38 protein-coding genes are annotated in these 20,883 nt (G+C 41.9%); 5 read left to right on the top strand and 33 right to left on the bottom strand.

The window, feature by feature from the left end:
• Positions 1–32: 32 nt before the first annotated feature.
• The 24 genes from MKZ11_RS19565 to MKZ11_RS19680 all read right to left on the bottom strand — a co-directional run bounded on the left by MKZ11_RS19565 (position 33) and on the right by MKZ11_RS19680 (position 11,095).
• Entirely contained in the window at positions 33–323 is a 291-nt protein-coding gene (locus tag MKZ11_RS19565) for a hypothetical protein (protein ID WP_340796027.1), read from the bottom strand.
• A 140-nt stretch (positions 324–463) separates the two neighbouring features.
• A complete protein-coding gene (locus MKZ11_RS19570; protein WP_340796028.1) occupies positions 464–592 on the bottom strand; it encodes a hypothetical protein in 129 nt (42 codons plus the stop codon).
• A gap of 14 nt (positions 593–606) precedes the next feature.
• Positions 607–897: a hypothetical protein gene (locus tag MKZ11_RS19575; RefSeq protein ID WP_340796029.1), complete on the bottom strand. Its 291-nt coding sequence runs from the start codon at positions 895–897 to the stop codon at positions 607–609.
• The gene (locus MKZ11_RS19580) at positions 894–1,376 is read right to left on the bottom strand and encodes a DUF1064 domain-containing protein (protein ID WP_340796030.1); all 483 of its coding nucleotides are present in this window, start codon (positions 1,374–1,376) and stop codon (positions 894–896) included. Before MKZ11_RS19580 ends, MKZ11_RS19575 begins: the two co-directional genes overlap by 4 nt.
• Entirely contained in the window at positions 1,373–1,534 is a 162-nt protein-coding gene (locus MKZ11_RS19585; protein ID WP_340796031.1) for a DUF6011 domain-containing protein, read from the bottom strand. The genes MKZ11_RS19580 and MKZ11_RS19585 overlap by 4 nt, the downstream gene beginning before the upstream one ends.
• Positions 1,534–2,175: a dUTP diphosphatase gene (locus MKZ11_RS19590; RefSeq protein ID WP_340796032.1), complete on the bottom strand. Its 642-nt coding sequence runs from the start codon at positions 2,173–2,175 to the stop codon at positions 1,534–1,536. The genes MKZ11_RS19585 and MKZ11_RS19590 overlap by 1 nt, the downstream gene beginning before the upstream one ends.
• On the bottom strand, positions 2,153–2,671 hold the full coding sequence (locus MKZ11_RS19595) for a hypothetical protein (protein ID WP_340796033.1): 519 nt from the start codon (positions 2,669–2,671) through the stop codon (positions 2,153–2,155). The genes MKZ11_RS19590 and MKZ11_RS19595 overlap by 23 nt, the downstream gene beginning before the upstream one ends.
• Positions 2,672–2,708: 37 nt before the next feature.
• Positions 2,709–3,296, bottom strand: a complete 588-nt coding sequence (locus tag MKZ11_RS19600; protein WP_340796034.1) for a hypothetical protein — start codon at positions 3,294–3,296, stop codon at positions 2,709–2,711.
• Between the two features lie 60 nt (positions 3,297–3,356).
• Positions 3,357–3,821, bottom strand: a complete 465-nt coding sequence (locus tag MKZ11_RS19605; RefSeq protein WP_340796035.1) for a single-stranded DNA-binding protein — start codon at positions 3,819–3,821, stop codon at positions 3,357–3,359.
• Positions 3,818–3,994 carry a hypothetical protein gene (locus MKZ11_RS19610; RefSeq protein ID WP_340796036.1) on the bottom strand — a complete coding sequence of 59 codons (177 nt, stop codon included), beginning with the start codon at positions 3,992–3,994 and terminating at the stop codon, positions 3,818–3,820. Before MKZ11_RS19610 ends, MKZ11_RS19605 begins: the two co-directional genes overlap by 4 nt.
• Positions 3,991–4,131 carry a hypothetical protein gene (locus tag MKZ11_RS19615; RefSeq protein WP_340796037.1) on the bottom strand — a complete coding sequence of 47 codons (141 nt, stop codon included), beginning with the start codon at positions 4,129–4,131 and terminating at the stop codon, positions 3,991–3,993. Before MKZ11_RS19615 ends, MKZ11_RS19610 begins: the two co-directional genes overlap by 4 nt.
• Complete coding sequence (locus tag MKZ11_RS19620; protein WP_340796038.1) at positions 4,128–4,322, bottom strand: hypothetical protein; 195 nt, start codon at positions 4,320–4,322, stop codon at positions 4,128–4,130. Before MKZ11_RS19620 ends, MKZ11_RS19615 begins: the two co-directional genes overlap by 4 nt.
• A complete protein-coding gene (locus MKZ11_RS19625; RefSeq protein WP_340796039.1) occupies positions 4,315–4,923 on the bottom strand; it encodes a hypothetical protein in 609 nt (202 codons plus the stop codon). The genes MKZ11_RS19620 and MKZ11_RS19625 overlap by 8 nt, the downstream gene beginning before the upstream one ends.
• 11 nt (positions 4,924–4,934) lie before the next feature.
• Positions 4,935–5,789, bottom strand: coding sequence for an ATP-binding protein (locus MKZ11_RS19630; protein ID WP_340796040.1), 855 nt, complete (start codon positions 5,787–5,789; stop codon positions 4,935–4,937).
• A 17-nt stretch (positions 5,790–5,806) separates the two neighbouring features.
• Complete coding sequence (locus MKZ11_RS19635; protein ID WP_340796041.1) at positions 5,807–6,628, bottom strand: phage replisome organizer N-terminal domain-containing protein; 822 nt, start codon at positions 6,626–6,628, stop codon at positions 5,807–5,809.
• Positions 6,629–6,680: 52 nt separating this feature from the next.
• Positions 6,681–7,547, bottom strand: a complete 867-nt coding sequence (locus tag MKZ11_RS19640) for a recombinase RecT (protein WP_340796042.1) — start codon at positions 7,545–7,547, stop codon at positions 6,681–6,683.
• Positions 7,548–7,560: 13 nt separating this feature from the next.
• On the bottom strand, positions 7,561–8,496 hold the full coding sequence (locus tag MKZ11_RS19645) for a YqaJ viral recombinase family nuclease (protein ID WP_340796043.1): 936 nt from the start codon (positions 8,494–8,496) through the stop codon (positions 7,561–7,563).
• 100 nt (positions 8,497–8,596) lie between these two features.
• Positions 8,597–8,848, bottom strand: coding sequence for a YqaI family protein (locus tag MKZ11_RS19650; RefSeq protein ID WP_340796044.1), 252 nt, complete (start codon positions 8,846–8,848; stop codon positions 8,597–8,599).
• 169 nt (positions 8,849–9,017) lie between these two features.
• Positions 9,018–9,227 (bottom strand): hypothetical protein, encoded by a 210-nt coding sequence (locus MKZ11_RS19655; protein WP_340796045.1) that lies wholly within the window; start codon positions 9,225–9,227, stop codon positions 9,018–9,020.
• 45 nt (positions 9,228–9,272) lie between these two features.
• A complete protein-coding gene (locus tag MKZ11_RS19660) occupies positions 9,273–9,476 on the bottom strand; it encodes a hypothetical protein (protein ID WP_340796046.1) in 204 nt (67 codons plus the stop codon).
• A 48-nt stretch (positions 9,477–9,524) separates the two neighbouring features.
• Positions 9,525–9,701: a hypothetical protein gene (locus tag MKZ11_RS19665; RefSeq protein WP_340796047.1), complete on the bottom strand. Its 177-nt coding sequence runs from the start codon at positions 9,699–9,701 to the stop codon at positions 9,525–9,527.
• Positions 9,702–9,711: 10 nt separating this feature from the next.
• Positions 9,712–9,990 carry a helix-turn-helix domain-containing protein gene (locus tag MKZ11_RS19670; protein ID WP_340796048.1) on the bottom strand — a complete coding sequence of 93 codons (279 nt, stop codon included), beginning with the start codon at positions 9,988–9,990 and terminating at the stop codon, positions 9,712–9,714.
• 152 nt (positions 9,991–10,142) lie between these two features.
• Positions 10,143–10,334: a hypothetical protein gene (locus tag MKZ11_RS19675; protein ID WP_340796049.1), complete on the bottom strand. Its 192-nt coding sequence runs from the start codon at positions 10,332–10,334 to the stop codon at positions 10,143–10,145.
• Between the two features lie 5 nt (positions 10,335–10,339).
• Positions 10,340–11,095, bottom strand: a complete 756-nt coding sequence (locus MKZ11_RS19680) for a Rha family transcriptional regulator (protein WP_340796050.1) — start codon at positions 11,093–11,095, stop codon at positions 10,340–10,342.
• A gap of 69 nt (positions 11,096–11,164) precedes the next feature.
• Here MKZ11_RS19680 and MKZ11_RS19685 point away from each other — a divergent pair, with 69 nt between their 5' ends.
• Positions 11,165–11,419: a hypothetical protein gene (locus MKZ11_RS19685; protein WP_340796051.1), complete on the top strand. Its 255-nt coding sequence runs from the start codon at positions 11,165–11,167 to the stop codon at positions 11,417–11,419.
• On the opposite strand, the gene MKZ11_RS19690 is transcribed toward MKZ11_RS19685, so the two are convergent.
• The 4 genes from MKZ11_RS19690 to MKZ11_RS19705 all read right to left on the bottom strand — a co-directional run bounded on the left by MKZ11_RS19690 (position 11,385) and on the right by MKZ11_RS19705 (position 12,493).
• A complete protein-coding gene (locus tag MKZ11_RS19690; RefSeq protein WP_340796052.1) occupies positions 11,385–11,561 on the bottom strand; it encodes a hypothetical protein in 177 nt (58 codons plus the stop codon). The two genes, MKZ11_RS19685 and MKZ11_RS19690, sit on opposite strands and share 35 nt — an antisense overlap.
• Positions 11,562–11,577: 16 nt before the next feature.
• Positions 11,578–11,721 (bottom strand): hypothetical protein, encoded by a 144-nt coding sequence (locus MKZ11_RS19695; protein ID WP_340796053.1) that lies wholly within the window; start codon positions 11,719–11,721, stop codon positions 11,578–11,580.
• An 84-nt stretch (positions 11,722–11,805) separates the two neighbouring features.
• Positions 11,806–12,111, bottom strand: a complete 306-nt coding sequence (locus MKZ11_RS19700) for a DNA-binding protein (protein ID WP_340796054.1) — start codon at positions 12,109–12,111, stop codon at positions 11,806–11,808.
• A gap of 142 nt (positions 12,112–12,253) precedes the next feature.
• On the bottom strand, positions 12,254–12,493 hold the full coding sequence (locus MKZ11_RS19705) for a helix-turn-helix transcriptional regulator (RefSeq protein WP_340796055.1): 240 nt from the start codon (positions 12,491–12,493) through the stop codon (positions 12,254–12,256).
• Positions 12,494–12,665: 172 nt separating this feature from the next.
• Between MKZ11_RS19705 and MKZ11_RS19710 the strand changes: the two genes are divergently transcribed.
• The 4 genes from MKZ11_RS19710 to MKZ11_RS19725 all read left to right on the top strand — a co-directional run bounded on the left by MKZ11_RS19710 (position 12,666) and on the right by MKZ11_RS19725 (position 15,599).
• Complete coding sequence (locus MKZ11_RS19710) at positions 12,666–13,079, top strand: helix-turn-helix domain-containing protein (protein ID WP_340796056.1); 414 nt, start codon at positions 12,666–12,668, stop codon at positions 13,077–13,079.
• Positions 13,080–13,111: 32 nt separating this feature from the next.
• The gene (locus MKZ11_RS19715) at positions 13,112–13,837 is read left to right on the top strand and encodes a hypothetical protein (protein WP_340796057.1); all 726 of its coding nucleotides are present in this window, start codon (positions 13,112–13,114) and stop codon (positions 13,835–13,837) included.
• Positions 13,838–13,903: 66 nt separating this feature from the next.
• Positions 13,904–14,401 (top strand): ImmA/IrrE family metallo-endopeptidase, encoded by a 498-nt coding sequence (locus MKZ11_RS19720; protein WP_340796058.1) that lies wholly within the window; start codon positions 13,904–13,906, stop codon positions 14,399–14,401.
• 37 nt (positions 14,402–14,438) lie between these two features.
• Positions 14,439–15,599, top strand: coding sequence for a tyrosine-type recombinase/integrase (locus MKZ11_RS19725; protein ID WP_340796059.1), 1,161 nt, complete (start codon positions 14,439–14,441; stop codon positions 15,597–15,599).
• Positions 15,600–15,694: 95 nt separating this feature from the next.
• On the opposite strand, the gene MKZ11_RS19730 is transcribed toward MKZ11_RS19725, so the two are convergent.
• The 5 genes from MKZ11_RS19730 to MKZ11_RS19750 all read right to left on the bottom strand — a co-directional run bounded on the left by MKZ11_RS19730 (position 15,695) and on the right by MKZ11_RS19750 (position 20,875).
• Positions 15,695–16,414 (bottom strand): response regulator transcription factor, encoded by a 720-nt coding sequence (locus MKZ11_RS19730; protein ID WP_340796060.1) that lies wholly within the window; start codon positions 16,412–16,414, stop codon positions 15,695–15,697.
• Between the two features lie 243 nt (positions 16,415–16,657).
• Positions 16,658–17,842: a c-type cytochrome biogenesis protein CcsB gene (gene ccsB, locus MKZ11_RS19735; protein WP_340796061.1), complete on the bottom strand. Its 1,185-nt coding sequence runs from the start codon at positions 17,840–17,842 to the stop codon at positions 16,658–16,660.
• Entirely contained in the window at positions 17,842–19,491 is a 1,650-nt protein-coding gene (gene resB / locus MKZ11_RS19740) for a cytochrome c biogenesis protein ResB (protein WP_340796062.1), read from the bottom strand. The genes ccsB and resB overlap by 1 nt, the downstream gene beginning before the upstream one ends.
• 17 nt (positions 19,492–19,508) lie before the next feature.
• On the bottom strand, positions 19,509–20,039 hold the full coding sequence (gene resA / locus MKZ11_RS19745; protein ID WP_340796063.1) for a thiol-disulfide oxidoreductase ResA: 531 nt from the start codon (positions 20,037–20,039) through the stop codon (positions 19,509–19,511).
• A gap of 104 nt (positions 20,040–20,143) precedes the next feature.
• Positions 20,144–20,875, bottom strand: coding sequence for a pseudouridine synthase (locus MKZ11_RS19750; RefSeq protein ID WP_340796064.1), 732 nt, complete (start codon positions 20,873–20,875; stop codon positions 20,144–20,146).
• Positions 20,876–20,883: the final 8 nt, after the last annotated feature.

Here is a 20,883-nt window from a genome sequence, read left to right on the forward strand (position 1 = left end):
TTATCTCCTTCGTCTTATGGTCGTACTGTGTATCAGTCATTCCAGACGTCTAATTCTCCAGTCATATATTTACGTGTTTTAATTAATCGTTCAATTAAAACATCCAAACTGTCAGTATTTTTGAAAACTAAATGTACAGGATATACAGCCAAATCAACTTGTTTTTCTGCTTGCTTTTCGTAATATCCTATAGGCTTAGGTTCTTGTTCGATGAAAGTTACTAATCCACGTTCTTCATCGAACATCATCCCAGAACCGATTTTAATATCACCTGTGCCAAATTCAACAGATACTGTTCCGTCATCGTTTTTAATTATCGGCATAAATACAACCCTCTCACTTCACAGTTTGTGTCAACTCGTTACTACCAATCACTTACTCAACCGCCCATACGCATAACCCGACAGCATCAACAGCACACCCGTTACGATGACCACGATACCTTCTGGAAATGTAATTAAACTCATTCCGGCACAACCTTCCATCCTTGTTTCAACATCCGATTCAGTTCTTTCCCCCAAAACTGGTCATACACCCAAGCACGCTGCACACCTTCTAAACGAGTCAACAACCACCACGGACGTTGATTCATTGCCCTCATCCTCCTTAAATAATCCCTTGCGCAATCATTTCGTCAACATTTTCAGAATCGATAATATGACCGTCTATTTCAAACCACCAACCGTTTCTGATAAGCAGCATCTGTAAATCACTTTCGTCGTCATTTTCGTGACCATCCGCAAATTTCGCTCGATTTGCTCTCAAGTCAATATAGTCAAAGGAATCCATTTCTTCTCTTGCGTTAGCTATGCTTTTGGCTTGATTTGCCGTTTCCGCAAATACCAATACGCTTGTTTCATAACCCACATTTTCCGATACAACATAACCCTTTATCATTCCCTCACCCATTCCTTATTTTTCAACCGTATAACAATCAATTCCATGCCAGTTTTCAGTTCGAACAGTTTCTGTCGCAAAGGGAAATCCCGCCCAACAGGACCACCTTTAATATCAATCACCTCAACAAATCCATCGAAGTAAGTAACCCTAAAGTCCGCAGTATACTTAGCCCCAGACTTCACACGCTTGCATTTTCCGTTGCATAAATCACAATTGATAGGATTACCCGTTTTAGGACTCGGACGCCTACCAGTTCCTGCACAACGTTTACAAGCAACCTTGTACGGCTTGATAATCTGAAACTCCGGTTGAACCTCAATCAGTTTGATAGACTGATCTTTTTTCAAGTGAACGTAATAAGCTCCCTCGGTCAATGAATCGAACGTAATGCCGTCGATTACAGTAGTCTTTGAATTGTATTGACGCGGTTGTTTCGGCGCCCTTGGTCTACTAGGAACCCTTTGAACATTCCTCAAATCGCCACCCCCGACTCAACAACCTCATCAAGCGTGATTTGAATTCTTTCAAACTCCGCATCTTCTGCAGCCTGTTTTTTCTTACAGACAGGACCATAACCATCATCAATCGACTTCTGCGTTTTAAGTTCTCTGCCGCAACGATTACATGCGTCCATTAGTATCCCTCCTGCTGCCTGACGTGATTGATTTCATTCTTTGCGTAGTAAGCTTGTTCGATTTGATCTGGAGTGAAGCCGAGCAGTTCCCCAAGCATCTGAAATCCTATAATGATCTCTGAATAAATTGATTGGAACTCTCTTTTCTCATGAAGGCCATTGACTAATTTCACGGGTGTCGACATTAGACCAATCAATATCTTCTTAATTCCTAAGCTTTTAATAATTTCACAATAGCCTTCGTTCGGTGTGTAACCTCTATCACCTAACCCCAAATCATTTCCAATCGACAAGATGAAGTGCAGACAGTCAACGTATTCTTCGAGGAGTGGATTGTGAAAGTGAACCCCGCATCCATCGCAACCATGGCAGAATGGTTGTTCTTCGAAACCTAATTCTGGTTTTGATAAACCTGTGCCATCGCAAGATGCACACTTATCATCTGGATTAGGAACGAATTTCCTCGGCTCCCTATCCTCACTCCAAAACTTAAACCCACGCCATTCATTCGCGCATTCGCCTAATTCAACCTGTAATGCAAGGATCTTCTCGGGAAGCGTGTCACGTCCTTCTAGCCCTTTTTCACGTACGATCCGTTCATCAAGCACCTTCTGCATTTCAAACAGTTTTGTTAGATTCACTATTTACGCCCCGTTCCCTGTGATATTTCCTAGTGCCTTCCGCAATCCGTTTAGCCTGTTCTTTTAACGATATTTTGGGAGTGTTCAACGCTCGCTCTTTCGACCATCCAAGCTTGTTAATTCGAGTGATTACTAGGTTCATATGATTGGCAGATAAACCGTTACGCTCTGCAATTTCGCGTTCTTCTTTCGTCCACCCAATACGCAAATGCTTGCCTGCCATTAATGAATGAGTTGCAGCCCTTTTCTCATCCCATTTATTAACTTTGATTCGCTGATAAAACAAGTCTTTCGATATGCCGTTTTCAGTCGCGATTTTCTCCCACTGTTCCCAAACCGGCTGAAACGGGACTCCAACTTTTAAAGGCTCGGTAATCGCTCTATCAATATCCCATCCGTAATCCCGCACCCGTTGACTTAATGCAACATAATTTATTCCGTTTTGCTCAGCTGTTTCATAATCATTCGGCGTGATGTAGTGATATCGTTTTTCCAATCCACTCACCCTTTCAAAGTTTCATAGACTCAGAACTTTAACTAATAGCTTTAAAGAAATCGACATACTGCCGGATGTAATCAAACTTGCCATTGTACACGTTGTACTTACTATTTCGACCCATATTCAACATCGGTTTTCGGACGTGGTGACTCGGAATAACCAATATTCTTTCGTCGTCCCCCTCTTCGTCCAATAACACGCAAATGTATATATCACACGTAGGGTTCACTTTCGATAAATTAAATGTGTGCACTCTACTTTGACCCCTTAACAGATAAGGGTTTGCTACTTTCACATCAACCTTTACGCTGTTTTCAATCAAAATATCGTAAGGGTGCTTCGTGCTCATTCTCACGACATCAAACCCTAAATTATCAATCAATCTCGATACTTCTTTTTCAAATTCTTGGCCTAAATTAGTTTCAGAGCTTTTTAGTTCTAAACCAAGGTTGTCAGCCCACCCACTGTATTTTTTAGTCCTAGAAATTTTGCAATGTAAGTCATTCCTGCCGATAGATTTTAATTCTTCAGCACTCGGCATTCTTTTTATGCCTAGTATTTTTATAGATTTTAGTAGTTCGGACCTTACCAATTCGTTCGACCAAATAGTTCTTTGTCTCATCGCAATCACCCTCCTACGCATATTTATAGCGACGTAACGGTTCACAATGGCTTCGTGCAACTAGAAAGGAAGATCATCAGACGGGTCTATCGGTCCACCACCTGCATCAAACGGGTCGTTCGGTGGTGTTTCCCGTCGATTCTGAGCGTCCTGTTGTTGATTCTGAGTATTTGTCTGTCCCGATTGATTAGAGCCGTTAGATTGATTGCTAGACTCGTTTTTCGAATCAAGGAATTTGATGCGACTTGCTACGACTTCGACAGTGAATACTTTTTTACCGTCCTTATCGTCGTAGCTGCCTGTCTCCAAATGCCCTTCAATCGCTATTTGTGAGCCTTTACCTGTGTATTGATTAGCAAGTTCGCCCGTTTTGCCCCACATAACAACCCGCAAAAAGCTTGGGCTGTCTTTTTTAAACGGGTGATCCACTGCGATTGTGTTTTTAACTAACGGCGTACCTTGCTGCCCGACTGTCGTCATTTCGTTATCGCGTACCCATCTGCCGATTAGATTTACCGAGTTCATTCCGTCGCCTCAACTTTCATTTCTTGTGCGTGCAATACAATTTGATCGCTACGCCTGCCACAAAGTGGACAGCATAATGTTTCTTCTAATTTCGAAAAGTGTTTCAGACTGATTGGCAGCAATGGCAGGAAAAAGATGTGACCGCCAGTGCATTCGAGTTTATGGATGATCATTCCGCCACCGCCCTTTGCACCGCTAGTAAACTAACAAGAGAGCGATAGTCCATTTGGTGCAACGTTTGTCCAAACGGTCCGTACTGCACATTCATGGCCCGAAGTTCCTGTATAATGATTTCCCTTTCAATCTTCATGCCGTCATCGCCTCCACTTCGCCAAGTTCCGAAAGGAGCATGTTCACTGCGCCCTCCGGTGTCGTTCCTGTCGTGATCCGCAATTCGTTGAGCAATGAGTTGAATTGTCGTTCCAAATGCTTGTCCTTGCATCCTGTGTTGTTCCACGCGCCAGCTGTTAGGATTAGTTTGTTGATGATGTGGTTAGGCATTGGATTCAACCTCCTCAAAACTGATGAATGATTCGGCTGGGTAGAAACCTTTTAATCTTCCACGTTTATACCAATCACTTAAATACTCTTGAGATTCTGACTGTTCCCTGCCGCTAACGTGTTCGCCGAAATCCCCATCTCGAAACTCCCCAACTTCACGTCCAATCCCCGCCCACACTCGACGTTCCTGTTCGGCTTTGATTTCTTTCGGAGTAGCATGACGTAATTGAGCAACAGGAATCCCCCATTCTCCATCTGTCCCATGCCTTACCATTTCCCTTTTTCCAAGTCGCTCTATTCCCGCAAATACTTCTACAACCTTGATTTCACCTTTAGGATAAATGTTTTTTCCATCTATTCGCGCAACCCAATCCCCGACCTTGTACTCCGGATCGACTTCATAACCATTCACAAGTGCACTCAGCAATTTACCTGCACTATCATTTTGGAAGGACCAATCCCGAATCACTTTCGCTCCATCCGGTTCTGCACCGTTCCATCTTGAAACGAAAGCAACAATTCCAAAATCCGATATTTCACTATCTCGCATACTTGTAATCGCTTCAGCCACCGCTTGTGGCAATTTCACTTTTTCAGTCATTCAAATTCCTCCTAAAATTCAACTTCCCGAATCCGCTTATCCACGGTATTTTTGAAATGGATCTTGTACATGGCACCCATCAAGCGTGATACCAATTTCCCGTCATACATTTTCACCAATTCAGCTTTTGAAAGATTACTAGTAACGATTGTTGACTTATCGCGCCGTCCGTTAGCTATTGCGTAGAGAACCCGCATCGTGAAATCTGATGCTCGTTTATCTGTTCCTGTTGCTCCCGTTTCAGCGCCTAAGTCATCAAGTACTAGGAAATTGACGCTAGAAAGCAAGTTCGAAAAATAGTGTTCTGTGTATCGGCTTTCTTTATCATCGAAACTGTTACGGATCCGTGAAAGCATTTCGTCGACACTCACGAACAAACAACTCTTGTCCTTTTCACCAGATTCATTCAAGTTTCGTAGTATCGACATGGCCAAGTGGCTTTTGCCGACACCAGGGACGCCAGTGAACCATGTGTTAAACATTTTGCCTTGCTTATAATTGTCGAATGCGTCCAATGCTCGTTTTTTATTTACTGCTGTTTCAGTTTCGGGTTCGCCAGCTTCATAGCTTCCAAATGACGCATCAAGCAACCCGATGTCAGTCAGCACGCTTTGATTGTGAAATGCATTGTAATTACGTCGATTCATGGATTGCTTGATTTTCATGTCTTCGTGGTCGCTTAGCTCTTGCGTGGTCCGATTCCTCTCGCACAGAGGACAGAAGACTTCGCCGTCAAAAGAAATCTTTTTAATCTCTTTCACGTATTCTTTTCCGTTCGCCTGTACTTCGTGCTCATAACAAATTTCAGAAGTTGTTCCAATCCGTGCATTACTTACACGGCCCATTACGTCTGCTACTGCCCGCATTATTCCTTCCTCCTTTTTCACCAATCAAGTCCGTCTGGATGATTTGTTGTAGGCGTTTCGGATCTAACGCACTTTTCATTCAAGTAAGATTCAAACTTTGTCCCGAACAATGTTTCTGGTCTAAGAAATTTATTCATCTTTTCGTCTGCAAGCCATTCTGCAGATTTGTTGTCAATGACTTTCATGAAATCATCAAGAGTGAACTTCTCTTTCATTCTTGCTTTAATCAACGTTCTGGTTTTATCAGTCGTATCTCGGAATCTCGTAATGCATTTTGTGTTCAAGTAAGAAATGATTTCAGAATATGGGAGAGGGGCGTCGTCCTGATTCGGAGAATCGGACAATATCTCTTTCTCTTTCTCTAGTTCTAAATCTAGTTCTAGTTCTAGTTCTAGTTCTGTTGCGTTACTCGGCGTTACAGGTAACGTTACATTGCGTATCGGTAACTCTAATTTCTGACCTTCACGATGTTTCGCAACCCTTTTTCTAGTTTGTTCACGGATTTTATCCAACCCCGCAACGTTTTGGTGCTTCTCCCAGTTTTCTATATTTATAAAGTGATTATCATCAATATCGATCATGCCAAACTGCTTGAAAATACCTAAAGCCATACGGACTGTATTGAGCGGTCTGCCAAAAATAGTTGCTAACATCTCTTCTGTATAAGGGATGTTTTCGCTCAAATAAATGTAGCCGTTCGCATTCGCTTTTCCTGCTTGCGAGAGCAACTTAACCCAGATAATGAGGATGGTATCAGCGTCCGGCATATGTTCTATCAGTTTTATTTTTTCATCCTCAAACATCTGCGTACTTAGCTTTATCCATTTAACATTACTCATGGTTAATCACTTCTCCTTAATTTTTTCATAAAGCATGAAGGGGGTTACCCCCTCACACCAAGCTGTTTGCTACTTCTTCAACCGACTTCTTATTACCCTTCGTTTCCACTTCGGTCGCTTGCTCAACTACAGGCTCATCATCAATTACCGTATAATCCGTAACGTCGATAATGTCGCTCATATCTCTCGCAATTTCATTCTTAATCGTTGAATCTGCTTCAACCGACTTTTGGAACTCAATCGATTTAGGCGCATATTTCAGAACTTCTTTCAGAACAGTCTTTTTCGCCATTGCATCAAAGTTCGTTTTCCAAGGGCTTGTCCATCCTTTTTGCACTGCCATACTAAACTTCTTGGCATGCATGTCAATACGCTCTCTTGTCCAGTACACGAAGTCGTAACCGCCATTTTGGAGGTGATAGACAGCGTAGTAGCCGACCGGTTCGCCAGTAGGGACAGATGCCGGTTTATGAATCAAGTCTTTCGTTAAACCATAAGTGAATTCAAATTCGTCATCCTCGTAAACTTCATGTGCGTAGATAGCTTTGTATTGACCGCTACGGACCGCTAAATCAATGAGGCCTTTATATCCCAACTGGAACTGAACTTGCTTGCCGTAAGGAATCAGATACGCTTGACCGAGTCCTGTATTTGGTTCGACTCCAAGTTGAGCCGATTGCATGATAGCTGCAATGAAAGACATTTGATCACATTCGAGAAGCTTTGGAGTTGTCCGAACAGCTGTCATAGCAATTCGTGCGATACGGTCCGCATCCAAGTGTTTTGGTAAGGCTCTTTGAATCTCTGGTCCCATTCTCTTCAATAGAGAGTTCAGTGATTGTTCTGGGGAAACTTGTTTCTGTACTCCACCTGCAGCACGTTGAGCTAATTGGTTCTTCACGTTTTCTTTTGTCGACATAATTGATTTCCTCCTATTTGATTACGAATTTTCGAGCTGTAGTTGTGTTCACGTATTTTTTGTAAAGATCCGGCTCCTCCACTTTGAAGCGCTTAGAATCAAATCGATTTGTGTCATAGGACTTCCATGTGATAGTACGTTCGCCGGAATAAGCTTTTTCGTTGTCCTTCATCATGTCTTTGATTTGGTTTTCGTATTCCTTTTTTTGTAATTCCATAGACTTCAATTCGACGCTAATTTCGTCAAGTGCTTCAATGAAGGTTCCTGCATCACCCGGTAGCTGTACTTCTGAATCTGGTACTGATTCCGGATACAGTGCTTTCAATAAATCAACCGAAGCATCCGAACCATCGAACATTGGAGGTATTTGTTTTAGTACGTTTTCTTTCCAGAAATTCTTTTCAATCGTGATTAGGTAGTTGATTAACTCTTCATCCCGTTCAACCTTTTTATATAGAAACTTGTTGCCACCGATTAATACAGCGATATGCCATGCATCGTAACCAGTGACGGCCATGTAGTGTTGTATCTGCAATAGATAAGCTGCAGGGATCTCTTCGTCTTCCCAACTGCCTTTCAGATACTCTGACGCTGTTTTACATTCAAGTCCTTCACGCTTCCCGACGATAAGACGGTCCACGTTGGCGAGCATGAAAGGATATTCAGGATGCTTAAGGATTGCATTTCGACGCCTGACTCTTAACCCTGTACGGATGCTGAATTCTTGTGCAACGACGTCTTCCATAACGTTGCCCCAATATGCGGCTTCTCCAGCTGAATCTTCGTCCGGCGATGCGCCAATCTTATCTAAATAAACACCGACTGGAGATTTCCATTTGTTCAGTCCTGCGATTGCAGAAACATCACTACCGCCAATACCGTTCTTTCGTGCATCGAGCCACTCCTGCCGATTCATGTCTACCGTGCTAATCAAAACTTCCGCTTGCATGTTAGCCCCTCCCTTGTAATTTTCGTGGTCCCTATGTACAATGTGAGTAATAGAATTTCATAGGGACCACATTTGACTCGCTGCGCAAACAGCGGGTTTTTTATTTTGCTTCGTAGAATACAACCCCGACCACTTCTGTTAGATAGTCCCGGATGTTTTCGATGTGGACTGCTTGTCCTTTTTCATCCATGAAGTATGATGAAGTGTTCTTGATTTCAGAACCGAATATATCTTCATTGGGATGACCGTCGACTACCGGATGATTGACGCTGTTGTAATCACGTTCGTGTTCCAAGTAATCGTTTGTTGGATAACCGAATTGCATTGCGCTTAAGATGTCTGGATGATCCATTACTCCTCACCTCGCTTCGGTATCTGCCTTGTTTCCCAATCATTGATTAGAACCAATTTTCGTTTGCAATTGCCGCAGAACGAATGATTCTCTAACCAAGTGAAGTAAACAATTTCGCCGGGTACGAAGTCTTTCTCGCATTCGCCGCAATACTTGCTGAGTGATTTCTTCATTCCTTATCACCCTGTTCTAATTGCCATGTTGCATACTGCCACATCGTCCCGAGTACAAACGCAAGAACTGGTGCAAAGTAGAGTACAATTTGACCTTTTTCCGCTAATGTCAGCATATTGATTCTCCTTTCTGTAATAGATGGTTGAATCCCATCAAGAAGCCCGGGAACGGGTTCGAGTAACCAGCTCGATTGGGAGGAAATCATTCAATGACTCCCAGGCTTCTTGATAGGAGCCAAGGCTCCAGTCGTTTATAGATCAAAGTAGAAATTCCTTAGGTTTTCGTGGACTCGTTTGTAATAGTAGATATTATTTATAGCTTCTTGATTTCTCACCGAACCTGCGGCCGTTTGGACATCATTCCATTTTTTCAATTGCTGAAGAAGGTGTCTTTCAAATCCTTCAATCGTTTTAGATGAATTCATTTGCTTTTGTCTATTTCGTTTGTTCGCCATGTTATTCGCTCCCTTTTGTGGTATAATTACGATAGTAGTTTTAATTCATCAGCCGATTGACATTCCCGTGTCTGTCGGTTTTTTTGTGTCTTGTAATTCTTTCAAGAGTTTCAGTGCAGCTTGTAATCGATTTGCAGCTAGTACTACATCGTTGTTATTCAGATGTTTTTCGACTAGTAGTAAATTTAGATGGATGAATTTTAGTTCGATTTCGATGTTGTCCACTATGAACCTCCTAGATTAATAAATTGATAAATCCTGTTACTGCGCTACCCATCGTGCTTAATACGTTTGCTAGTATTGTCAACCCGTCCATTCCGGCGATGAATGCTACTAATACATCCGGTGATGACGTCGCCGTTGACCACTTCTGAAAGGTTGACATTGACGGTTCCTTTGAACCGTTTTCGAGTTTAGACACATCCGATTGATTGATGAACAGCCGGAAAGCCAGTTCCGATTGGCTTAACCCTGACCGTTCTCGGCATGCCTTTAAGATTGATCCGTAATTCACTATTTCTCCCCCGTTCAGTTATTCCGAATTGGAATATGGATTCAACTAATCTTGTTATATAGTTAACTTGTAGGTGAGACCCCTCCTACAACCTCTAAATACTGCGCTTCGAAAACTCCGTGTAACAAGGGGCTTGCCCGCCCCTCTTCGCTTTACACCAACAAATCGGATACTTGCTCTAACATCCGTATGATTTCGGCAATTGCTTCACGAGAAGCAACGATCTCTGCTACATCCACTCTGTCTTCACTTATAAAACTTCGCAGATTAATTATTGCGATCTCGTTCCCCTCAACGTCGGCATTGAAGCTGTATCCTTCTGAGATTACGCTTAGTTTTTTCAACATCCTTACACACCCGCCGTTTCAGTTAGTTGGTATTTCGCTAGATTCAATTGATACTTAACCGCCAATTCCTTGATGACTGTTATATAAACGCTGATAAGCTTTTTATCCTCTGCAATGACATCCAATTTAGTCACCTTATTGATTGCCGTTTTCGAAGATCCTCTTAACGCCATTTTCGAGTGCCTGTTTTCAAGTCGAATATCTAAATTACATGCCCCTCGGCTTTCTAGCAGTTGATAGCTTTCGTTTCGGACTTCTCGGTAATATTCACCACCACCAAGCTTCATTACGATTGCATTGATGATCCGATTCGCTTGGTTTCTCCAGTCCTTAACATCCATTGAAAGAATGCTTACAATGTTGTCTTGTTTTTCTTCTACTACCGTTATTCGTCTTTCTTGCTCTAAACCTTGCTGTGCGATCATCGCGATTAACTCCGCAGACGAAACTTGCGGTATCGTCTGTTGACTTGACTGATTCTCCAACTCTTCTATACGCTTAATAACTCTGAATCTAGTCATAGCGTCATATTTTAAAGCTAGTTGCATAGCGCCATCTTTACCGAATGTGTAGCAGGGCTGTTCTTTGTTTTGAGAATCGGCGTATGAGGTCAATCCAAAAATGGATGCACCCACTTCATCACCTAATTCATCAATTTCATTGCGAATATCTCGCATGATGTGGAAATGTTTCTTACCTACGATTTCCGCAATATCCAGACTTGTTATTTCAATGCTGCTTGTCAGTAATTTATCCATTGAATTTCCTCCTTTTAGTAGGTATTCTGTCCCTCGCTGTCGAACAGTGACAATGAAGGGGGTGTAAACATGTTTGAAAACGATATTGATTTCAATCAAGCTTTGCTAGTTGCTCTAAAAGGCATTCACGACGAGCCCGAAGATATTGATTTCTGGCACAATGATTTATCAGGATTAGCTTTCACTGAAGTATTGAAACACGCTCTGAATTTCCGTTTAGCAACGGGATTCACGTTGTTGGTCGGCGCTGATGAAGGACTCACCGTTTCGTTTCAAGATCCAAAATTGACTAACGAAGGGTTATGGTATCTCGAAGACCGGTAATCTTTTCTTTAGATAATTTCGCTTTCATAATTTCGACTACCTGTTCTGTTTCGAAAATCCGTATGTTGTGCTTGACCAGTACTGTTATAATCTGATCAGCCGCAGCAATTAGATTTTTTTGGTGGCTTACTGTGATTTCCATTTCCATTCCATCTCCTTTACGAAAGATATTTATTCAAACGAGTAAATGCATTTTCTAATTCTGCTTTTACCTGTGATGCAACACCGGTCGTCGTTACAGCGGCGACCACTAATTTCAACTCTTCAACTTCCTTTTCAAGTTGTTCAATACGCTCCTCCATTTTCTTTCCCCCCCTATATAGATGATTTGTATTGCTCCCTAGTTATCGCTTTATCAATGAAGATAGTTGCGATTTATGAATCCCTCACCCAACATTGAAATAACTCGTGTTGTCTTCCGCCCATTGAGTATGGCGATCAATCCACTCGAAAAGTTTGTCTGTACGAACCAACACTCCAATTTCTCGACAAACAGGGAATCCAGGTCTTTTCAGTAACTCCGAAGTCGTTGTTGGACCAATGTGCAACAAATCCATCAGCTGCGCTCGAGTGAGCAATGGTGGCAAGTTGCGCATCGGTGATGCATCTTTCATGATTTGCTGCATTTCTTCACGAAGCTTTGGAAGTAATGCTTCCGCAAGTTTTTCGTAGTCAAATTCCATGGTTAGCATGTTCTTTCTCCTTTCTCTCCTTCACGTCCACCAATCAAAGTTCGAAGTCTTCGCGTAACCAATTGGCGTGGCTCCCTTCTATAAGAAGATCATGGCCGACTCCGCTCGTTCGAACTTTCATTGCTGGACGTGAGATATATTTTTAAACGACCGCTCTTTTTTGCAACTCAAGGTTGCATTTTACCTCAAAAAAAATGGTCCAATCCAACCCTAGAAATGAACCGATTTTTTTGGCCACTTCTACCGATGGCCTTCTCTCCCCATTTTCAATCATGCCGTAAAATTGTCTAGTAATGTTTGCGTGATCCGCAACGTCTTGGTGTGAAAAACCAAGAATATTTCTCTTGTCAATAAGTGTGGCTTGTAAGTCTTTGGACATCATTCTCACCTCCGTTCGCAACCTCAAGTTGCTTATAACTGTATATTACACGCAACTGCCAGTTGCGTCAAGTAATAAATGCAACTTTTAATTGCATTAGTGATATTTTCTCCCTACGCAACTGTTTGTTGCGGTATACTATTCATAAATAAATCAATAGAAATAGGTGGTTGCGGTGTTTTCTGTAAAGCTAAAGCAGTTAAGGAAAAATAAGAAACTCACCCAAGAAGATATGGCGCAATATTTAGGGATAACGAGACAAGGTTATGCGAAGTACGAAAACGACAACAGCGAGCCGTCTTTAGCTATGCTTGTAAAAATAGCGGATATGTTCGCCGTTCCTCTTGACGATCTTTTAGGTAGAACAATGGAAGCTACCGAACCCGCTGACGATAAATCATCTACATACATGAGGTTAGGAATTCCGAAAGAAGACTACGATCTACTTACTTCCTACCAACACGTAGTATTAGATTGGGCTGTTTCACAAAATGACTTCCACTTTAAGAATCAAAGCGATAATGTACTAGATATGATGGAAAGATTAGAAATTATTTATGAATACGAAATGGCTAGGAAAGATAAGTAAGGGGTGGTATGTGTATGGATGGTGGTATCGGAATGGAAAAAAAGAAATCTCAAAAACCGTTTTATAAAAAGTGGTGGTTTATTGTGGTTGTCGCGCTCTTTGTTATCGGACTTATAGGTGCAGAGTTAGATGATGGTGACGAAGTGAAGGGAGAACCAAAGGATGAACCGACGAAGGTCGTGACGTCCGCTCCAGTTAAAGCAGAAGTGGATGTTGAAGCTGATGCAGCAGAGCGACAAAGAGAGATTGATGAATTGGCAACCGAAATGAAAAAAGCTGAAGAAGAAGAGGCAGCCAAAAAAGCCGCTGCTAAAGCTAAAGCAAAAGAAGAGCTTGAAAGCATGGACCCGAAATCACGAATAGAAAAAATTGTTACAGATAAACTAAAAAATAAGACAAATACGGATAAAGAACGCATCGTAAGCGTTGAGCAGTTACCTGAAGATGATGAATCACTATATTTCATAGTTTTACTGAATGCCAATGAAAACTTAACAAACAATTTAACTAGACACTCCATGTTAATGGATTCAAAGGAGATACTTGAACCTATCTCTAAGATTAAGAACATGAATAAAGTTGTCCTCCAGTGGCAACTACCGTTGATTGATTCCTACGGGAACACCAAAGATGGATTGGTAATGACTATCAATCTAGAAAGAGATGCGTTGGATAAAATCAATTGGGAAAACTTCAATGTTGAAAAATTCCCAGATGTGTCAAAAACGTATTTCGAACATCCAGCCATCAAAAAGTAACCGCCCTGCCCAGGGCTTTTCTTTTACTCCTTAGACCAAACGTACATTCCCGTGGGAGGTAATAACATGAGATACACATACAATTCAATCGAAGATTATGTAAATAAAATGTATAAATCTATCGGGGTCTACCATTCCAGGCAGCTGGTTATTAAAACAATCGCCGACAGACTAGGATTAACGATCATTTATGCACCGATGGAATCTACGCACTACGGAAGTGTAATCTACTTGGATAATCGGCTCTCGGACATGGAGCAGTGGCAGGATTTCGGGCACGAACTATGTCACGTTTTATGGCATGCCGGTAACCAACTTGTAATGCCGCCTCTACATCGAGATTATCAAGAGTGGAAAGCTTTCAACTTTTGTATGCACGTTTGTGTACCGACATTTATGCTTGATAATCTGAATTTCCCGCGAGACTTTATAGGTGCTGCGTGTCTGATTCAAGAAACATTTAATGTTACGTACGAATTCGCAGAAATGCGATTAGAACAATGGCGCCAACAAATTGAGGGCCATTCGTTTCAATTAAAACTCTTTCAGGAGGTGATGCGATAAGCTAAGCGGTTCGATTGACAAGCGAAGGAGGGGTTTTATGCATTGCAAAGAGTTAGTTAAGGGGAAAAAGTGGGTTTGTGTCGCAGACGGACCATCCCATCCAGTTACAGGGAAAAGGAGACAGGTATCTCGGAGCGCGAAGGGAAAAGGCGAAGCGATTAAGAAGGTGGAGCAAGCCGTTAAAGAGTTGGAGAGCGCCATTGTCTACCACAAGGACATTACTGTCCGTGAGTACTCGAGAGAGTGGTACCAACAGTATCTAAGACGTGGCAGAAAAGAGACTACGAACGGTATCAGAGAGGAGGATGCCACTACGCTGAATGGCTTTATGGGTTCGTTGGAAATAAAAGCCGTTACCCCTAAAGGGTACCAAAACTTTTTAAATTATCTCTTCGACAAAGGGTACGCCCTTAACACGATAAAAAGGATCCACAGTACAGGCCGCATGATATTCAAAAAGGCACTTGAAGATAAAGCGATAGATGCGGATCCAACTACAAATGTGTTTATCCCTCGAAAAAAGATAACTGTTGAAGAAATAGAAAACGACACCGTAAAAGATATGTACTTAGAAGTTGAAGAATTGAAGTTGTTTTTAGTGGAAGTAGACAAATACGTTAACTTTGTTTATGTGGCATTGATTTACTTGCTAACCTTTTCTGGTATGCGTCCTGGCGAAGCTGCTGCACTTCACAAAAAAGATGTCTTGTTTGAATCGTCACAAGTTCGAATTACAAAGACGCTGCAATACGGGAAAAAAGGAGAAAACAAAATCATACCACCTAAGACAATGACAGCCGTCCGTACTGTGGACTTGGATAAAAAAATCATGTCTATGCTACAACAGTTAATTGACTATAAAAAAGAGGTGGGTTATCCTGAAAGCGAATTTCTTTTTGCTATGAGTGATGGTCATCCACCGACAGTACCTTTAATAAGAAATGTAGTTAAACGAATCGCCAAAAGAGCAGGCATAAAGAAAATGATGAACTCTTATATTTTGCGCCATACCCACATAAGTCTATTGGCCGAAGCTGGCGCCGACCTCCCCCACATTATGCAAAGGGTCGGACACAAAAATGAATCGACCACTACTGAAGTATATCTCCACACCACGAAGGGAGTGAGAGATTCGCTTACTTCAAAAATGAGTGATCGATTCGGTGATTTGATGTCGTCGAAGAGAAACGGTGAGTAAATGTTAGTGGAATGTTAGTTTTTCTAAATCCACCACCATTTAACACCCAACGACCATTGATGCTATGCGGTTTTCAACAGATGGAATTCCATATTCTATTCATTGGGAATCTCGAACTTGTAGCCGACTCCCCAAACAGTGACGATCATTTTTGCAGCCTGCTCAGAGACACGGCTCAGCTTTTCACGAAGTCGTTTGACGTGCGTATCGACTGTCCGAAGATCTCCAAAAAATTCATAATGCCATACTTCTTTTAACAATTGCTCTCTGTCGAAGACTTTGTCCGGCGATTTCGCTAGGAAATAGAGCAATTCATATTCTTTCGGCGTCAGCGCCACTTCTTTCCCGTCCGCAGTCACACGGTGTGCGTCATGATCAATCGTCAGCTGTGGAAATACGACTAAGTCTTTTGATGTTGAAGCTGATGATGAGCCTGGGAATGTAACAGATCTTTTTAAAATTGCTTTAACGCGTAAAACAACTTCACGCGGACTGAACGGTTTCACTATGTAGTCATCCGCCCCTGATTCAAAGCCAATAATTCTATCGGACTCTTCACCCTTTGCAGTCAGCATAATGACAGGTGTCATTATTTTCTTTTCTCTCAGTTCCTGCAATACTTCCAGTCCGTCTTTTTCAGGCATCATTAAATCGAGTAAAATACAATCGTAATTATTTACAAGCGCTTTTTCAAGTGCTTCCGCACCATCAACCGCTTCTTCAATTTCATAGCCTTCACGAGTTAAATACATATTTAACAGACGACGAATCCTCTCTTCGTCATCAACAACTAACAATGTCACTTTTTCTTCCACGAATAATTACCCCTTTCAAGTAGCTCCTAAGTCCATTGTACAAGTGGTCGTGTAAAAAAGAAACAGAAAAGCGGCAACGGCATGCTTAGACGCAACTCCCATGTGGCAGACCGGTGAAGGAGTGCCCTTGCTGCACAGACAGACTCACTCGTAATTGAATAATAAAAAGACTGCATGGAAGTAGTTGTAATCCAACTACTTCCATACAGTCTTCGATTAAATGTCCAGACTTCCGTTTTTTCTTTAAGCGTAGGAATGCAATCCTGCGATAATCAAGTTCACGGCAATCAAATTAAACATGATAATGACAAAACCGATAACCGCAAGCCACGCTGATTTTTCGCCTTCCCAACCACGTGATAAACGCAAGTGAAGGAATGCAGCATAGAATAACCAAGTGATAAGAGCCCAAACTTCCTTTGGATCCCATCCCCAGAACCTGGACCAAGCTTCATGCGCCCAGATCATAGCAAAAATGAGTGCGCCCAGTGTAAATACCGGGAAACCAATCATAACTGCGCGGTATCCAATTTCGTCCATCAACTGTGAATTCGCTTTTTTAGCAAAAGGTTGCAGTAACGCCGCAATTGGACGACGGAAAATGAGCCTAAGAATCAAGTAAAGAACAATCCCGCTTGCAACTGACCAGACGAACGTTGTCAACGTCTTCGCATTGACGATTGGTGGCATTTCAGCCCATGGTGTCATCGCGTCCGGTGTTAGCGATTCATAGCCAGACATTCCGAAAAGCGGAGGATAATTGTACTCAATTTTTGCAGACTGTTCATTTTTATCGATATAAGTAAATTCTGCTTCATAGCCTGTTAATTTAAACGTTGTCGAAGATAATACAAAACCGATTACTAGAATAAGCGTGAAAATAACCGCCTCTAGCCAGAAACGCTGTTTCGACTTTTTTGTCATGTCAATATTCTTCAATAAGTAGATAAGTCCCGCTACAGCACTAATCGCGAGAATCGATTCACCAAGTGCGGCTGTAATTACATGAACTGTTAACCAGTAACTTTTCAGAGCCGGTATAAGTGGTGTGATTTCCTTCGGGAACATACTTGCATAGCCGATAATAATAATCGCAATCGGCAGAGCAAACAAGCCGAGTGATGGTGTTCTATATAAGTAAAACAGTAGAATGAATGCTCCTACAAGCATCATCCCAAATGCTGTCGTAAATTCGAACATATTACTTACTGGTGCATGGCCTGATGCCATCCAGCGTGTTATGAAATAGCCGACATGGGTAATGAATCCGATGACCGTTATGGTAATCGCAATTTTCCCCCAACGGTTATTTTTATAAGATGCTTCAGATTTAGCGCCTTTCACCGCACCGCCAAAAAATAGTGTCGCAACAAGGTAGGCGATAAACGAAACAAAAAGCAGATTAGAGCTTAACGATGCTAGTCCCATTATTCTTTGCCCACTTCCTTATCTTTCAAGTTAGCTTCCTTGTCTTGTCTGTCTTCATAAGAAGGTAAATTCGCAATATCCTTCACTTGATCCAGCTCTTTTTTCAAGGAAAACCAGTTCTTATTCGTATGTCCTGCCACTAGCAATTCATTGCCAGTTACTTTTTGAATCCAGATCCTTCTATGGTTCCAATACGACCCTTGCGAGACACCGATCATGAAGATAATCCCACCTAATAGAAGGAGATATAATGTTTTATCCTTACGTATTGTAAGCCCAGAAATATCTCGGGTTTCAGCACCGAGAAAATTCACTTTATAATCGTTGACTTCTGTTTCAAGTGTCTTTTTGATTGCGACAAAGCTCATTTCGCCATCTGGCTTAGCCGGTGTCACCATTTTAAAGATGAAAGCAGGGTTATTCGGTATCGGAGATTTCGATACTGGCTCCCCGTCTTCAATCCCGTCATAGTCCGGATAATAGTCACTCAGAACAACACGGGCTCCATTATCAAGCTTATATTCTCGTTCGGGATTAGTGAGATCCACCGTAAACTCTCCAAGTGATTTTTCTGTTGCTTTTTCGGTTAATTGGAAGGTCATCGTTTTTAATTCATCCAGTCGAAAATCCATTTGAAATACGTTAAATCCATCAAATTTCAACGGTTTATTGACGACGATTGAGTAGTCTTTCTCGAATTTCAGCTCTTCAGATCCCGGAAGGTCGCCCTCTTCTTCCTTATACAAAGCGACATCCGTTTGATAGTTTTTGGCGATTGCTCCCACACGTTCAAGAGCATCACCGAATACCTCATCAGCTTCCTCTTTTGTGTAATTTTCCATAATGAAAGCTTTACTTTCGAGATAATAACCTTCTGCCCCTGGAATGGCACGCGTTTCACCTTCGCGGATCCACATCGTTTCATCCACATAAAACCCGGGAATACCACGTAATAAAATGCCGAATAGAAAAATAATAAGACCTAAGTGATTGACGTAAGGACCCCATCTAGAAAAACGATTTTTCTCCGCAAGCAATGCTCCATTTTCCGTTTTCACATTGTAACGAAGTTCTTTCAGCTTCTCCTCGGCCTTAACAAGTGCAGCGTCTGGATCCTCGGATGGTCCTTCACCATAGATTCGTTGTTTCTTCATAAATGATGGATGCCGTTTCGTACGTTGCTTTTTCAATGATTTATAAAGCGGGATAACCCGGTCAACACTCGCAATGATGATGGACGTTCCCAGCATCCCGATTAGTGTGATGAACCACCAGCTATTATACATATCATGAAATCCCAACTTGTAATAAATCGTGCCTGCAAATCCGTAAAGTCGTTCGTAATAAGCTGCCAATTCCGCTTCACCTGACACAGGCACATACAGTTTCTGCGGAAAAATCGTGCCAATAGCAGCAGTTGTCAGAACGGCAACGATTATACTGATTCCTATTTTTACGCTCGAGAAGAAATTCCATATCTTATCAATAATTGACCGGTTATACGTCTGTGACCTCCTTGAAGAGCCTTCATAACGCATGTCAACAAGCTTACTTTCCTTCGCTTCTTCTGTTTGCGGTCTACCACATCGCTCACAAAGCACTGTGCCAAATGGATTCTCATGACCGCACTGGCATTTGATTTTGCTCATTTTGGCTTTACTCCTTATTAGGGTTGAATGCTTTCCATGAATTTAATGATTTCATTTTCGGTCATTTCCCTAGTTATAATCTTTTCAATTTTGCCATCTTTATTAATGAGGTATGTAGCCGGAAGTATCCCGACATTATAGACCCCCATGACGCGTTTACCTTTATCGATTGCAATCGGGAATGTCAGACCGTATTGATCTCTAAACGTCTCAACTTTTAACCGCGGTTCCGCAATGTTAACGCTCAGTACATGGACACCTTTTCCCTCAAACTCGTTGTATTGTCTTTCAATATAGGGCATTTCTTTTTTACAAGGTGGACACCAGGTTCCCCAAAAATTCAGGAAGACACCCTCACCTTTATAATCAGATAGCCGATGTTTATTGCCATCCAAATCAACGAGTTCAAAATTGGGTGCTTTGTCACCGACTGCCAACACTTTTACTTTATCTTTCGAAGCAATTGTATAAACGACTGCCGAAATGAGAAGTAACAGGACGATTGTCCTTATAATAAGACGCGTTTTCTTTTTACCCGCCTTAGCCATACGCAATGCCCCCTAACCATAAATAAGATCTGTCTTTCATTATAACAAAAAGACCTTTGCAGTAACGCGCCATAATTGAAGGGATTGTGAACAATTATTCGGAATCAGCCTATTTTACCCGTTTCTGCAAGAACACGTAATTGCTTCACTTCATGTTTTGTTAATTCTCGTGCTTCTCCGGCATTTAATCCGTGCGTCGTTATATTACCGAATGATTCTCTACGAAGCTTTTGGACAGGGCACCCGATTGCCTCGAACATGCGGCGTACTTGTCGGTTTTTGCCTTCATGAATTGTAATTTCGATAAGTGCAGTGCCGGCTTTCTTATCAACCGTCTGCATTTTCACATGTGCAGGGGCAGTTTTGCCGTCTTCCAAGTCAATTCCATGTTCAAGCTTGCGCAGCGCTTCCCGATCAGGAATACCTTTTACTTTTGCGATATACTTTTTCTTAATACCAAATTTCGGGTGTGTCATCAAGTATGAGAAATCACCATCATTTGTCATGATGATCACGCCAGACGTATCATAGTCAAGACGTCCAACCGGGAAAATCCGTTGTTCAATTTGCGGAAACAGGTCTAATACTGTTTTCCTTCCTTTCTCGTCATCGACTGTCGAAATTATCCCTCGCGGCTTATATAATAGATAATATACGTAAGTTTCTTTGACGAGCTGGACGCCTTCAACTTCTACGCGATCCGAACTGGATACTTTTGTACCGAGTTCTGTTACAACTACCCCGTTCACTTTCACTTTTCCATCAACAATCAATGTTTCTGATTTTCTGCGTGATGCGACTCCTGCTTGTGCTAACACCTTCTGTAATCTTTCCATCAAGTCAC

It is taken from the genome of Sporosarcina sp. FSL K6-1508 (assembly GCF_038007465.1).
GTDB lineage: Bacteria > Bacillota > Bacilli > Bacillales_A > Planococcaceae > Sporosarcina > Sporosarcina psychrophila_B.